This is a genomic window from Mesorhizobium sp. M0174 (genome assembly GCF_040322275.1).
Lineage (GTDB): Bacteria > Pseudomonadota > Alphaproteobacteria > Rhizobiales > Rhizobiaceae > Mesorhizobium.
Genome location: NZ_JAMYTB010000021.1, coordinates 16468 through 30840, shown reverse-complemented (window position 1 = coordinate 30840; position 14373 = coordinate 16468). Strand labels below are relative to the sequence as shown.

Sequence of the window (14373 nt, the reverse complement as noted above, 5' to 3'; positions counted from 1 at the left end):
GCGGATTTTTTCGGACCCTTTGCCTGGATGAATTCCAAGGAAATCCTCCTTGGATTCACGGCGTCTTTCAGATGAAGCTCGCGAATGCATCGCGGGCCTCTGCCGGCTTGGCACTATCGTTGCCGCGTGGGTTCACATCGGCGACGTAAAGACCCTCTACACCAGTAGCGTATGCGGCCTATTGCCACTGCGCCTCGTCCTTGCCAGACTTGGTCCGTCTTCAAAACCGAGGGGAATTCACCATGACCAGCGCGACAAGGCGTGATTTTGTAGGTCTTACAGGAATGGCAGCGACTGCCCTGGCCGGTGTTGTTGCAACACGAGCCACCGCTGCGGAAAGCGACGTATCGCCATCGTTCGATGAGGTTCTTCAAGAGTACAATCAAAACAACACAGAAAGGACTAGATCAAAGCTGGCGATCTATGTGGTGCTTTCTCATCTGCACGCCAGTCTCGAGGAGGAATTTAGCGACCTTGGGCTAGAGCTGCCTTTAGGGAAAAAAGCGTTGCCATCGAACCTGCCGGCCAATTTCGCGGACGCGCAGGTTGCACCCCTTCCTTGGCTCTTCAAGCCCTCGGAAGTTACCGACCACGAACGAAACGGCTATGCGACGATTGCAATGCGAATGAACGCAGTGATGGCAAGACACACCGCCGACGTGAGTGTCGGGGTTTCGCATATCATGTCGCACAAGGGATAACCGCGACCTTGCCGGCGAGCACGGCACGTCAGACGAGCACAACGCCGGCCGGCGATTTGTTGTTGCGGGCGAACCGATTACCTGTTTTCGCGAGGCGACTGCGCTGCGAGAGTCCTCACAATGGATAAATCCTTCCGGGACGCGCCGCGCGAGATAGCAAAGCTCTCGGCACCCCGGCCAGTGGGAATTGTCAGCCGTCCGCGCGTAGTGGCGCTGCTTTCGCGGGCCCTCGACAGCGGTGCATGCTGGCTGGCTGCGCCTGGTGGATACGGCAAGACCACCGCGGTGATCGACTTTCTGGAACACGGCGGGCTGGAACAAGGCGGGTTGAAGCAAGGCGAATCGGCGTACAACTGGTATCGGGTCGACACCGAGGACCAGGACGTTGCGCGCCTTTTCCACTATCTGACGCTGTCGCTCGACGGCACGCATGCCGGCATGCCGGTGTTTGGTCCGGAATATGCCGACAATTCCGACGATTTCGCGCGGCTGTTCTTCCGCACCTATTTCTCGCGGCTTGATCCGGGCACGATCCTGGTCCTCGACGATCTGCATCGTGCCGATGCGCCAGGCTTTCGCCGGACGCTGGCGATCCTGTTGCGCGAACGCCCCAACACCGTCCGCTGCATCTGCACATCGCGGATGCTGCCCGAGGGCGATGTCGCCGATCTCGTGCTGTCGGGACAGTTGCCGGTGCTCAACCAAACGCTGCTGGAGTTTTCGCCTGCGGAGGCTCGCAACCTCGTCACCGCCCGCTCGCAATCGCCGTCCGAGGTCGGCGACATTTCGGAGGCGCGCGGCTGGGCGGTGGGCCTTCTCCTGCTGGCCAACGCCGGAATGTACTACCCGCTTTCGCAGACCGGCCTCGCCGGAGGCGCCGGCCTTCGGGAGATTGTCGGACGTTATTTCCTGCGCGACATCGCGCCGGAGGACCAGGATCTGCTTATCAGGCTCAACGTTCTGCCGGAGATCAGCACGGAGCTTGCCGATGCGTTTCTGGGCTCGCCGCAGGCTGCTCGCCTGCTGGTGCGGCTGCAGCATCGCCAGCTGCTGATCACCCGCGACGGTCCGGGCGGCGCCGCCTTCCAGCTGCATGACTTGTTGCGCGAATACCTTGCCGGCCTACTGGACCGGCGCGTGACGGAAGCGGACCGTTCCAGGCTGCGCGAGCAGGCAGCAAAGGTCCTGCACGAGGCAGACAAAACCGACGCGGCAATCGTGCTGGCGTTACAGGCGGGCGCCTGGCCGCTGGCACGCCAGCTCATTCTGGAGTGCGCTAACGGCGTTCTCTCGCAAGGGCGCAGGGCCAGCTTCGTCGAATGGTGCAACAGGCTGCCCCCCGACCAGATGGACGGGTGGGTCCATTATTGGCTGGGCGTCGCCTTCGCATCGGACGATGCGAAGGCCGAACCGCACTTCTCCAAGGCATGGCAAGCATTCGAGAACACCGACATGCGCGGCCAATGCCTGACGGTGGCGCGGGCGGTCGTAGTCAAGACCGCCAGCTGGCGTACGCATGAGGGGCTGGCGGATTGGACGCGCCGAGCCTCACAGGTTCTTGCCAGGGGATTCCCGGAGTTGGATCCGGAGGAACTCATGATGGTCAGGCTCGGCATCCTGCGGGCCGTCGATTTCGCCGAACCTGGCGAATTCGACGCCCATGACGCGAAGCGCCTGGTGAATGATATCCAGCAGCGCCTGACACATCTGCCGATCGAGGATTCGGTCGAGTTGCGCCTGCTGGCAAGCGAAGCGCTCATCGACTACGCGACCTCGTCGGGGCAGCGCGACATTTTTGCCAATGCCGTGGACAGCGTTGCCGCCGATCTCGAACATCCGGATATCCCGCCGCTGGTGCTCGGCATGTGGCTGGTGTCCTTTGGCTCGGCCAGCGGCCGTTACTTCCCCTATTCGCGGCGCGGTTTTGTCTATGCCTCGGCCGAGGATGCGTTGCGACGCGCAACGGCGATAGGCGAGCAGCACGCCTTACGGGGCGTCGAGTTCAGCGCCCTCTATCAGCTTCAATTGCTGATGAAGCTTCACAACAGGTTCTCGGAATTCAATGCGCTCGTCTCCCGGCTGGGCGAGATCGCGGACAGCAGGTTCACAACCCAGGTCGCTGTAGTCGCCGACTGCCACGCGGCGATGCACACGCGCAACGGCGACTTCGTCAAGGCTTATCTCGACTGCGATGCCTTCATGGATGCGATCGAGCGGGCGAATGAGCCGATGATCGAACGCTGGCCGCATTACGTCACCAAATACCAGGTCCTGCTGGCCGATCGGCGTCCAGCGGAGGCCATTGCGCTACTCCAGGAAATCGTCGAAAGGCTGAGCGGCGGCCCTCGCCAGCGCGTCGAACTCAACATTCTGGCCGCTCAGGCCCTGGAGCAGAAGTGGAACGGCGGCGCGTCCTATGGCAGTCGTCTGGCTGAGTTCATGGAGGCGTTGCGCCAGGTCAATCCCTCGGCGATCTTGCTCAACCTGCCGGACTTGCTAGCCGAGCTGATCGCCGATGCGCTGGAGCGAAAGATCGATGTCGATCTCTGCCGCCGCGTCGTTCGGGCGCGATATCTGGTCCCGCCCGCTGGTCGCCCCGCCCAGTGGCCTTGGCCGCTCAGGATACACTTGATGGGAGGCTTCCGCCTCGAGATCGATGGCGCCGAGGTCGCGCCCGGTGCCAAACCTACCCGCGCTCTCGACATATTGCGCATTATCTGCCTGTCGAGGGATCAGGTCTGTTCGGTGGAAACCCTGCAGGATTGGCTCTGGCCCGACCTCGACGGCGACCAGGCCAAAGCGGCCTTGGAGCAGGCGCTGCATCGTCTGCGCAAATTGCTCGGGCAAGGCGAACTCGTAACGCTGAGAGAAGGCCGTTTGCGGCTCGCTGCCGACAAGGTCTGGATCGATCTGCAGGATTGGGAAGACCGGCTGAAACCCGTTCTGTCGGGCCAAAGAGACAGCGCAATCGAGGAGCAGGAGATGCTGCTGGAAGGCTTTGTCGGCCCGCTTTTCTCGAATGGCCCGACGCCCGCCTGGTCGAACGCCGCGGCCGACCGGGTGCGGGACGGGTTGGTGGAGCTTGCCGTGCGGATCGCCAAACACTGGCAGAGCCGAGGCAACGCAGATCGGGCACGCCAAGCGTGCCGGCGTGCGCTCGATTTCTACCCGGAATCGGCCAAACTCCATGGCACGCTCATCCAGGAGAGCCTCTCCAGAAACGACCACGCCGGCGCCATCGAGGATTACCGGCGCTATGAACGCGCGCTCGCTTCGACCGGCGATGACGAGCCCTCGCCTTTGCTGCGTTCGCTCGTGCGCCCGTTTCTCTAGACCGGTTCATCGTTTCACGGAAACGCCGAACCGCTCTATCTCTTTATTTTTTCGCAGTTCCGGACGGAAAACCGTTCCACACTTTTCCTGGAATTGCTCTGGCGCAGCTCGGAACTCTGTAAGCCGTCCGTAAGTCGCGGTCTGGGAACCTCGGCCCGTCGATCAAAACCGATCGCCGGAGGCCTGAAGCCCCCGATACCAACACTCACAGGAAGGAAAAGGTCATGCCGTATACTGCCAGAGCAACTTCGAGAGTGCGTGCCGGCACCATCCGCGCTGGAGCCACAAGACTTTCCGACCAGCTCAGGATCGGGCCTTGGTCGCTCCTCTCGCCCGAAGCTGTCATACAGCAAAAGTACAACTCCCTTGGAGGCGCCGGCTTCGCCGAGATCGACAGGAAGGAGACTGGAAAAGCCTGGTATCTCAAGAACGGCTCATGCATTTGTTACAACGATGCCATGCACGACGCCTTTGAGATCCACGGCGACATCTACAGGAAATGGATTGCGCTTGGCGGTCTCGCGTGGGGCATTCCCTGCACGGACGAAACCGGAACTCCCGACGGCGTCGGGCGATACAATCACTTCAACAACAATACCGCTTCGATCTACTGGACACCGAATACCGGTGCTCAAGCGATTTGGGGGGCAATTCGCAGCAAATGGGCAGCAATGGGCTGGGAGCGCTCGGTTCTCGGCTATCCGGTCACCGACGAAACCGGAACTCCCGACGGCGTCGGGCGCTACAACCATTTTGCCAATGCCGGCTCGATCTACTGGACACCGAACACCGGAGCCAACGTGGTGTACGGTGACATCCGCAAGAAGTGGGAAAGCCTGGGCTGGGAACAGTCATATCTGGGGTACCCAACCACCGACGAGACCGAATTTGCCGACGGTGGCCGTGCCAATCTGTTTGAAAACGGCGGCATATACTGGTGGCCCGACACCGGCGCGATCGACCTTCGAGATGTCGTCGTCCACTATACCGGCCTCCATTGCTTCGGCGAGACCGACTGGGATCAGGGGTCGAGTGCGGACGAGCCCTATGTCATCGTCGGCGTGACAACGCCGCAGATGGCCGACACCAAGCGCAGCCAGGTCTATGGCGACGTCGATGCGGGAGATACGAGACCCGACCTGATGGAGGTCTATCGAGGCAAGCCCTACGGCATCAATATCGGTACGGTGCTGATGGAAAACGATTTCGGCGATCCAAACAAGTACAAGGACGAAGTGCAGAAGGTCGTGATGGGCGTCCATACGGCGGGTACGCTGGCTTTGGGCCTCATTCCGGTGGCAGGACCTATCATTGCCGCAATAGCCGGCCCGGCCCTGGGATCCTTGATGCCATCGATCGGCGGCGCCATCAGCGATCTCTTCGATTGGGGCGATGACAGGATCGGGAGCGCGACAGTGACCATCTCCGCAAAGCAGATGGTGTTGCTCGCGGCACGTACGAACAATACCACCTTCAGCGGGATTGGGTTCAAAGTGGAAACGCCCCTGATTTCCGGCGAAGGGGCGTCCTACAAAGCCTATTTTGGCTTTGTGCCTGCCTAGTCTAGGCCAATCGCCCCGGCAAAAAAGCTTGCCGGGACAATCAACTTACCAGCCCGCCTTCCGTTGGCGGGGCTGACGTTCGCGACTGAGAGATTTATTTCCGTAGCGGTCGTCACAAGGCGGTCCGGATGCGCCAGCGGCCGATCAGCATAGCGGGCAGTCACCTCAACGACACTGCCGCAGCCAGCGAGGCCGAGCCGGGACCGACAGAACCGGATCAGGCGGCGCGCAACCCGACGCCATGACGGCCGACATCAATCAGGATAGAAGAGAACCGTGACAAGAGCGGGCACGCATCACACCAGTCCGCGCTTGGCCATCATTGCTTCCGGTGAAGGCATCTTGCCGCGGAAGGCGGTGTAGAGTTCTTCGGGATCCTTCGAGCCGCCAGCGGCGTAGATGTTCTTGCGCAGCCGCTCGGCCAGCGCTGGATTGAACGGATCGCCCGTCTCCTCGAAGGCGGCGAAGGCGTCGGCATCGAGCACTTCCGACCACATGTAGGAATAATAGCCGGCCGAATAGCCGTCGCCGGCAAAGATGTGGCCGAAATGCGGGGTGCGGTGACGCATGGCGATGGTATCGGGCATGTTAAGCCGTTCCAGCGTTTCGGCTTCGAAACGAAGCGGCTGGTCCGGTGCATCCGGCCGGGCGTGGTAAGCCATGTCGACCAACGCCGAGGCAGTGAACTCGACCGTGGCGAAGCCCGCGCCGAAGGTGCGCGCCGCCAGCATCTTGTCGACCAGCGCCTTTGGCATCGGCTTGCCGGTCTTGACATGCAGCGCATGTTTTTCCAGCACCGCCGGTACCGTCAGCCAGTGCTCGTAAAGCTGCGAAGGCAGTTCGACGAAATCGCGGCTGACCGAGGTGCCAGCGACCGACGGCCAAGTGACGTCGGTCAGCATGCCGTGCAGAGCATGACCGAATTCGTGGAACAGCGTCTTGGCTTCATCGACCGACAGCAAGGCTGCCTCGCCGGCCGGCGGCTTGGCGAAGTTCATGATGTTGTAGATGACCGGCTTCGAGCCAGGGCCAAGCCTGTAACCGGATTTCAGCGCGCTCATCCAGGCGCCGGAGCGCTTCGAAGGCCGCGCGAAATAGTCGGCGAGGAACAGGCCGCGCTCGCTGCCGTCGGCGTTCTTCACCACGAAAACACGTGCGTCCGGATGCCAGGTGGCAATGCCCTTCTTTTCTTCGAAAGAAATGCCGAACAATCGTGTTGCCACATCGAAACAGGCGTCGATGATGCGGTCTAGCTGCAGGTACGGCTTCAGCTCGGCCTCGTCGAAGGCGAATTTCTCTGCGCGCAGCTTCTCCTGATAGAAGCGCCAGTCCCAGGCGGCGAATTTCTCGTTGCTGCCGGCCTCGGCCGCCAGCCGCTGCAATTCGGCTTGGTCGCTTGCGGCCTTTTCCACCGCCTTTTCCCAGACCGGATCGAGCAGCGCGTGCACCGCCTCCGGCGTCTTGGCCATAGTATCGTCGAGCTTCAATGCGGCGTAGGAAGCATAGCCGAGCAGCTTCGCCTTCTCGGCGCGCAGCCGCAGCATCTCGCGCACCACTTCCGTGTTGTCGGCAGCGCCGCCATTCTGACCACGCATGATGAAGGCGCGGAACGCTGTCTCGCGCAGATCGCGGCGTTCTGAGAAGGTCGAGAACGGCTCGTAGATCGAACGCGACAGAGTGACGGCGTAGCGGCCCTTCTGGCCGCGCATCTCGGCGGCTTCCGCCATCGAGCTCTTCAGGAATTCCGGCAGGCCGGCAAGGTCGGCTTCGTCGAGGAACAACGCCCAGTCGCGCTCGTCGGCAAGCACGTTCTGGCCGAAATTGGTGCCGAGCGACGACAATTCCTCGTTGATCGAGGCCAGCCGCCTCTTGCCTTCGGCGTCGAGCATGGCGCCGGAGCGAACGAAGTTTTTCCAGGTCTTTTCCAAGACCCGCAGCGTTTCGGCATCGAGCTTCAAAGCATCGCGGCGCTGATGCAGGTGGTCGATGCGGGCGAACAGGCGTTCGTTCATCGAGATTGCCGAGAAGTGCCGCGACATCTTCGGCGAGATGTCGCGCTCCAGCGCCTGGATCGCCTCGTTGGTGTGGGCGCCGGCGCGGCACCAGAAGATCGACGAGACATGGTCGAGAGCCTCGCCGGCAAGCTCGAGCGCGGCAAGCGTGTTTTCGATGGTCGGCGTCCCGGTGTTGCCGGCAATCGCCTCGATCTCGGCTTCATGCGCCTTCAGGGCCGCGTCGAAGACCGGAGAAAAATCGCCATCGCCGATGCGCGTGAAATCGGGCAGGCCGAGCGGCCCTTGCCATGCGGTCAGCGGATGGGCGGCGAGGTCGACGGCGGATGGCATGGGCAAACTTTCGCTGAGTGGCGGGAGGAGATGGATCGTCACCGATGTAAGGCGTCGGCCGGTTGCGCGCAACAGCGGCCCCAGTTCATGGTTCCGTCAGTAACCGTCGCAATTTTCGGCGATCGCGGCTTGCGAACTGGCGCTGATCTGGTCGTTGGCGACCGCGAAAGTCTCCTGCATCAGCATGTCGTTGCTGGGAAAATCATAGCAGGCGATCACAGTGGTGACGCCGCCCTCCGTCTTCTCGATCCGGTGGCGGATTTCGGCCCCGGCGACGGCGCCCTGCCACTCGGCGATCGAGGCGATGAATTCCTGCTTGCTTTGCACGACGCCGAGGTCGTCGAGCTTGATGCGGACATTGTCGGCGAGCAGGTCCGACAATTCGGTGCGGTCGGCGACCAGCAGTGCCGAATACCAGCGGTCTATGATCGCGCTATCGTCGGCGCGGACGATATTTGCTGAGCACAGCAATACCGCCGCCGCGAACGCGAACCGAGCTCGCATCATGCCTCGTCTCCTACTCCGTCTCCGGCCGCTCGAAATCGCCTGTGTCCTTGTTCATCACCCAAAGCTCGCCGGTCGAAATATCGAACCAGGCACCGTGCAGCGACAGCCGCCCCTTGCCTTCGAGGATCGAAACACAAGGGAAGGTGCGCAGATTGGCTATGGAATAGCGGATCGAGATGCGCTCCAGCGCCGTCTGGCGCTCGGTCGCGGTCATGAAGGTGCTGGACGATACGGTCTCGGCCGCAGGCGCGATCAGGCTCATCCACTTGCCGATGAAATCGCCCGGCGACAGGGGTGCGGCCGTGGTGTCGAGTGCCGCGCGGATGCCGCCGCAGCGGCCGTGGCCCATCACCACGATGTTCTTGACCTTGAGGCTCTGCACGGCAAATTCGAGCGCTGCCGATGTCGAGTGGAACTGATCGTCGGGCGCATAGGGCGGCACCAGATTGCCGACATTGCGCAGCACGAACAGCTCGCCGGGCCCGGCGTCGAAGATCGCTTCGGGCGCGGCCCGCGAATCGCAGCAGGCGACGATCATCGTTTCGGGTGCCTGGCCCTCCCGCGCCAGCGAGCGATAACGGCCGCTTTCGGTGAGATAGCGGCCGCTCATGAAACTGCGGTAGCCGGTGAGAAGATGCTCGGGAAGATGGGGCATGGGCAGCGGTGGGAGCCTTTCCGGGTTGAAGGCAGCTCGGGTCAATCCCGAAAGGCTCTAGCGCATCGGCCCGAAAATCGGAACCGATTTTCGGAAAGCGTGGAGCGTAGGTCCAAAGCGTGGAGCTCACTCTGCCCCAAGTGGACGGCACCTCGCTCCAGCCACATCCCGACAGTCGAGGCAACTGAACCCGGCCGGCGTATTCCTAGACTATTCCGCGATCTCCAGCAGGGTCGATATCAGCAGCCGGCGCTCGTCGGCGGAAAGAATATCCGAACCGAACAGATTCATGCTGCGAAGTCCCTCGATGGCGAGATAGCAGACCAGCAGCGCCTTGAGGTTCGGCGTCTCCGCCTTCAGCCGTTCGAACACCTGCCGCCTGAACGATTTTATCGGCGTCAGGAAGTCGGGATCCTCGGCGATTGCCGAAAATATCCAGGATGCCGATGGCTTCGACTCCTCGGCATGCTCGGCCGAGAGCCTGATATAGGCGGCGAGCGGGCTCTCGCCGCTGCCGCTGTTCTTGCGGGCGGCCTCCAGCGCCTGTTGGAATGCGCTGAGATAATCCTCCACCAGCGCCTGCATCAATTTCGCCTTGGTCGGGAAATTGTAGAGAAGACCACCCTTCGACACGCCGGCACGGCTGGCAACAGCGTCCAGCGACAGGCTGCCAGGACCCGTCTCGCGCGCCACCGCGGCGGCGGCAGCGAGAATTTTTTCGCGCGAATTTGCTCTGCGGACCTTCATCAATCGTTCCCCATTCATTAGCTTAGGCGGAATTGACAAGACCGTCCAGACGGTACAGTAAGATCGCCTCATTTGAAATTGGGACCAGTCACAGGTATGTGTTCCGGTCGTCCGACCGTTATGCTGGGCCATGGCCGAGGGGACTGTTCGTGATCAAGCGCTTCATCATCGCCTTCATTCTGCTCGTGCTGGTGTGCGGCGGCATCGTCGGCTTCAACCTGTTTCGCGACAATGCGATCAAACAGTTCTTCGCCACCATGAAGCCGCCGGCCACGACCGTGTCGACAGTCATTGTCAAACCGATGTCCTGGACCCCCGGCATCGAGGCGATCGGCACTGTCAGTGCCGTACGCGGCGTCGACCTGACGGTCGAAACTGCTGGCATCGTCAAGGACATCCTGTTCCATGCCAATCAGAAGGTCGCCGCCAACGCCGTCCTGCTGCAGCTTGACGATGCCGTCGAGCGAGCCGACCTCGTCGCGTCGAAGGCGCAAGCCACCTCCGACCAGACGACGCTGATGCGCGCTCTCGAGCTGCAGAAGCGCGGGGTCGGCACCGATGCTACGCTCGACACGGCGCAGGCAGCAGCATCGGTCTCCGCCGCGCAGGTAAACAAGCTGCAAGCGGTGCTCGACCAAAAGCAGTTGACCGCCCCCTTCAAGGGTACTGTCGGTATTCCGAAAATCGACCTTGGCCAGTATCTCACACCCGGCACCGCCGTAGTGACCTTGCAGGACATGGATACGATGCGTGTCGATTTCACCGTGCCGGAGCAGCAGCTTCCGCAGCTGAAGATCGGACAGAGGGTGCGGTTGGGCGTCGGCGGCGGCGACATGCCGTTCACCGGCAGCATTCGCGGCATCGATCCGAAGATCGACCCGACCAGCCGGCTGGTGACGGTAAGGGCGGAGGTCGGCAATCCCGAAGGCAAGCTGACGCCGGGCCAGTTCGTCCAGGTGCGCGTCGAACTGCCCGAGGAGAACGACGTGCTGGCGCTGCCGCAGACGGCGCTGACCTCCAGCCTGTACGGCGACTTCGTCTTCGTGGTGCGCCCGGCCAAATCCGCCGAAGCCAACGGCGCGGCTCTCGAGGCAAAGCCGGAAGAAAAGCCGGCTGCAGATGCTGCCAAGCCGGCGGCCGAAGCATCCGTGGCAAAACCCGACGAAAAGCCGGCTGCTACCCCAGCCAAACCGGCAGCGGAAGCCAAGCCGGCAGCGGAAGAACAGAAACCGCAGCTCGTGCTCGCTCAGGTGTTCGTCAAGCCAGGCCGCCACAACGCCGGCCTGGTCGAGATCCTGGAAGGCATCCAGCCCGGCGACGAAGTCGTTACGGCCGGCCAGAACCGGCTCTCCAACGGCATGTCCGTTGCCGTCGACAACACGATCGATCCGAGCAAGCCGGCGAACCAGCAGGCAGCCCAGCAATGAGCTTTTCCGACCTCTTCATCCGCCGCCCGGTTCTCTCGACCGTGCTTGCCTGCATGATCCTGCTTCTGGGTTTTCAGGGCATCTTCAACCTTTCGATTCGGCAGTATCCAGAGGTTGAAGAAACGGCCATCACCATCACCACGGCCTATCCCGGTGCCAGCGCCGACCTGATCCAGGGGTTCATTTCCGCGCCGATCGCGCGTGCCGTCGCTTCGACCGAAAACATCGATTATGTCACGTCGTCGAGCCGGCCGTCCTCCAGCACCGTGACGGTGCAGATGAAGCTCGGCTCCGACCCCGACGTCGCGCTGAACGAAGTCTTGTCGAAGGTTCAGAGTGTTCGCGGCGATCTGCCGGACGAAACCAAAGACCCGGTGATCGTCAAGGGCACCGGCCAGCAGTTCGCGATGATGTACATATCGATGCAGAATCCGAACATGACACCGGAACAGCTCACCGAATATATCGAGCGTGTCGTGCGGCCGCGTATCTCGACGGTCGAAGGTGTCGCCGACGTGCAGATTTTCGGCGCCGCCGAATATTCGATGCGTGTCTGGATCGACCCGATCAAACTGGCGGCGCGCGGCGTGACGGCGGCGGAAGTGCTGACCGCCATCAACGAATCGAATTTCCTCTCGGCGCCCGGCGATACCGAAAACGAATATGTGGCTTCCTCGATCACGGTTCGCTCGACCCTGCAGACGCCGGAGGCTTTCGCTGCCCTTCCGCTCCGCTCGAAAGACGGCAATGTGGTGAGGCTGCGCGACGTGGCCCGCGTCGAGCTCGCCGCGGCGAGCACCGACACCAGGGTCACGTTCAACGGCAAGCCCGGCATCTTTCTCGCCATCTTTCCGACGCCGGCCGCCAATCCACTGACCACCGCGGCGGCGATCCACAAGATTGTGCCGACGATCCAGGAGACGCTGCCGCTCGGCATGACGATCGAGATCGTCTACGACTCGACCGAGCAGATCAGCGCGTCGATCGAGGAGGTGTTCAAGACCATCGGCGAGGCGGTCGCCATCGTCATCGTCGTCATCCTGCTCTTCCTCGGCTCGTTCCGCTCGGTGCTGATGCCGATCGTGACCATTCCGCTGTCGCTGATCGGCGTCTGTTTCCTGCTGTTTTCTTTGGGTTATTCGATCAACCTTTTATCGTTGCTGGCCATGGTGCTGGCGATCGGACTGGTTGTTGACGATGCCATCGTGGTGGTGGAAAACATCCACCGCCACATGGAGGAAGACGGCTTGTCGCCGATGCAGGCGGCCTTCAACGGCATGCGGGAGATCTCGTCCGCCGTCGTCGCCATGACGATAACGCTGGCCGCGGTGTTCGCGCCGCTGGCCTTCACCGGCGGCCTGACAGGCGCACTGTTTCGCGAATTCGCGGTGACGCTTGCCGGCTCGGTGGTGCTTTCGGGTGTCGTCGCCCTAACCGTCACGCCGATGATGTCGGCACGCATCCTGAGGGCCGGGTCGCACAGCCGCTTCCAGCGCATTGTCGACAACACGTTCGGGCGCGTCGAACACGTCTACGAGCGGCTGGTCAGCGGCTCGCTGAAATATCGCCCGGTGACGCTGATGATCGTCATCGCACTGGTCGCCACGACCGGCTTCATGTTCACAAAGACCGCGAGCGAACTGGCGCCGGAAGAAGACCAGGGCTTCTTGCTGTCTATTGTGAACGCGCCGCGTTACGCGACGTCGGACTACACCGAGACCTATGTGAACCAGATTCTCGGGCTGGTGAATGATATCCCCGAAACCAGGGCACGGTTCTCCGCCGTCGCGTTCCAAGGCCCGACCAACAGCGCTTTCGTCGGCTTTGCGTTCAAGGACTGGGCCGAGCGCGCGCGCAGCTCGAAGGAACTTCAGGAAGACATCACTGCCCGCCTTGCCAAGGTGGCAGGCGTCGAGGCTTTCGTCTTCGCACCACCGACGCTGCCCGGCTCCGGCGGCGGCCTGCCAATCACGATGGTGGTGCGCTCGACCGGGGAGGCCTCCCAGGTGTACGAGGCCGCCGAGAATATCAAGAACAAGGCGCAGGCCTCCGGTCGCTTCCTCGCCGTGCAGAATTCCATGTCCTACGATGCGCCGCAAGTGACAGTGACGATCGACCGCGACCGCGCCGCGGCACTCAACCTGCCGATCGCCGAAATCGGCCGGACGCTGACCCTCTTGGTCGGTGGCGCCGAGGTGGCGCAATTCGACCGCGAATCCAACAGCTACGACATCATCCCGCAGGTGCCGCAGCAATTCCGCGACAATCCCGAAAAACTTGGGGAGTATTTCGTGCGCAGCGTCTCGGGTGAGATGGTGCCGCTCTCTGCGGTGGTGAAGATCTCGACCAACGCGTCGCCGGCGGCGATCGAGCAATTCAACCAGTTGAATTCCGCAACGATTTCCGCCTTGCCGCTGCCTGGCGTCACCACCGGCGACGGTTTGAAAGCTATCGAGGATATCGCCAAGGAGAGCCTGCCGGACACTTTCTTCATCGACTATACCGGTCAATCGCGGCAGGAGAAGGAACAGGGCTACACGATCATCATCGCCTTCGCGGCGGCAGTGCTCGTCATCTACCTGGTGCTGGCGGCGCAGTTCGAAAGCTTCCGCGATCCGTTGATCATCATGATGGCGGTGCCACTCTCGATCTTCGGCGCGATCGTGCCGCTTAATATCGGGCTCGGCACGCTCAATATCTACACCCAGGTTGGCCTCATCACGCTGATCGGCCTCATCACCAAGCACGGCATCCTCCTGGTCGAGTTCGCCAACCAGCACCGTGAAATGCACGGCATGCGGCGGCGCGATGCGATCATCGCGTCGGCCAGGGTGCGGCTGCGGCCGATCCTGATGACGACGGCGGCGATGGCGCTCGGCGTGGTGCCGCTGATCATCTCCAGCGGCGCGGGTGCCGCGGCACGCTATTCGATGGGCTTGGTGATCTTCACCGGCATCCTGGTCGGAACCATGTTCACGCTGTTTGTGGTGCCGATGTTCTACACCTTTATCGCCAGCAAGGACCTGCCGCATCACGCTGAAAAGCCGGATCCGAAGCTGATGCCGGTGATGCCGGATTAGATTGTACTAACCCAGA

The 14373-nt window shown here is 62.0% G+C and carries 9 protein-coding genes; 5 read left to right on the top strand and 4 right to left on the bottom strand.

From position 1 onward, the window contains the following. Nucleotides 1-242 precede the first annotated feature (242 nt). The 3 genes from NKJ13_RS26080 to NKJ13_RS26070 all read left to right on the top strand — a co-directional run bounded on the left by NKJ13_RS26080 (nt 243) and on the right by NKJ13_RS26070 (nt 5596). Nucleotides 243-701 (top strand): hypothetical protein, encoded by a 459-nt coding sequence (locus NKJ13_RS26080; RefSeq protein WP_352741049.1) that lies wholly within the window; start codon nt 243-245, stop codon nt 699-701. Nucleotides 702-821: 120 nt separating this feature from the next. Beyond that, nucleotides 822-4034 (top strand): AfsR/SARP family transcriptional regulator, encoded by a 3213-nt coding sequence (locus tag NKJ13_RS26075; RefSeq protein WP_352778805.1) that lies wholly within the window; start codon nt 822-824, stop codon nt 4032-4034. Nucleotides 4035-4258: 224 nt separating this feature from the next. Next, nucleotides 4259-5596 (top strand): LGFP repeat-containing protein, encoded by a 1338-nt coding sequence (locus NKJ13_RS26070; RefSeq protein ID WP_352740831.1) that lies wholly within the window; start codon nt 4259-4261, stop codon nt 5594-5596. A 296-nt stretch (nt 5597-5892) separates the two neighbouring features. Here the strand turns inward: NKJ13_RS26070 and NKJ13_RS26065 are convergent, their stop codons facing one another. From NKJ13_RS26065 to NKJ13_RS26050, 4 genes are all read right to left on the bottom strand, one after another. After that, nucleotides 5893-7947, bottom strand: coding sequence for a M3 family metallopeptidase (locus tag NKJ13_RS26065; RefSeq protein WP_352740829.1), 2055 nt, complete (start codon nt 7945-7947; stop codon nt 5893-5895). 90 nt (nt 7948-8037) lie between these two features. Beyond that, entirely contained in the window at nt 8038-8445 is a 408-nt protein-coding gene (locus tag NKJ13_RS26060) for a nuclear transport factor 2 family protein (RefSeq protein WP_352740841.1), read from the bottom strand. A gap of 13 nt (nt 8446-8458) precedes the next feature. Continuing rightward, nucleotides 8459-9103, bottom strand: a complete 645-nt coding sequence (locus NKJ13_RS26055) for a carbonic anhydrase (RefSeq protein ID WP_352480025.1) — start codon at nt 9101-9103, stop codon at nt 8459-8461. 210 nt (nt 9104-9313) lie between these two features. Further along, nucleotides 9314-9850, bottom strand: a complete 537-nt coding sequence (locus NKJ13_RS26050; RefSeq protein ID WP_352509081.1) for a TetR/AcrR family transcriptional regulator — start codon at nt 9848-9850, stop codon at nt 9314-9316. Nucleotides 9851-9999: 149 nt separating this feature from the next. On the opposite strand from NKJ13_RS26050, the gene NKJ13_RS26045 reads away from it, so the two are divergent. Together NKJ13_RS26045 and NKJ13_RS26040 are read left to right on the top strand one after the other, a co-directional pair. Next, nucleotides 10000-11277, top strand: coding sequence for an efflux RND transporter periplasmic adaptor subunit (locus NKJ13_RS26045; protein WP_502899778.1), 1278 nt, complete (start codon nt 10000-10002; stop codon nt 11275-11277). Beyond that, nucleotides 11274-14357, top strand: a complete 3084-nt coding sequence (locus NKJ13_RS26040; protein ID WP_352740827.1) for an efflux RND transporter permease subunit — start codon at nt 11274-11276, stop codon at nt 14355-14357. Before NKJ13_RS26045 ends, NKJ13_RS26040 begins: the two co-directional genes overlap by 4 nt. Nucleotides 14358-14373 lie beyond the last annotated feature (16 nt).

Excerpts from the sequence above, each read along its gene's own strand:
- NKJ13_RS26080 (WP_352741049.1), top strand. The coding sequence starts at position 243 with ATGACCAGCGCGACAAGGCGTGATTTTGTAGGTCTTACAGGAATGGCA.
- NKJ13_RS26075 (WP_352778805.1), top strand. The coding sequence starts at position 822 with ATGGATAAATCCTTCCGGGACGCGCCGCGCGAGATAGCAAAGCTCTCG.
- NKJ13_RS26070 (WP_352740831.1), top strand. The coding sequence starts at position 4,259 with ATGCCGTATACTGCCAGAGCAACTTCGAGAGTGCGTGCCGGCACCATC.
- NKJ13_RS26060 (WP_352740841.1), bottom strand. The coding sequence starts at position 8,445 with ATGCGAGCTCGGTTCGCGTTCGCGGCGGCGGTATTGCTGTGCTCAGCA.
- NKJ13_RS26055 (WP_352480025.1), bottom strand. The coding sequence starts at position 9,103 with ATGCCCCATCTTCCCGAGCATCTTCTCACCGGCTACCGCAGTTTCATG.
- NKJ13_RS26050 (WP_352509081.1), bottom strand. The coding sequence starts at position 9,850 with ATGAAGGTCCGCAGAGCAAATTCGCGCGAAAAAATTCTCGCTGCCGCC.
- NKJ13_RS26040 (WP_352740827.1), top strand. The coding sequence starts at position 11,274 with ATGAGCTTTTCCGACCTCTTCATCCGCCGCCCGGTTCTCTCGACCGTG.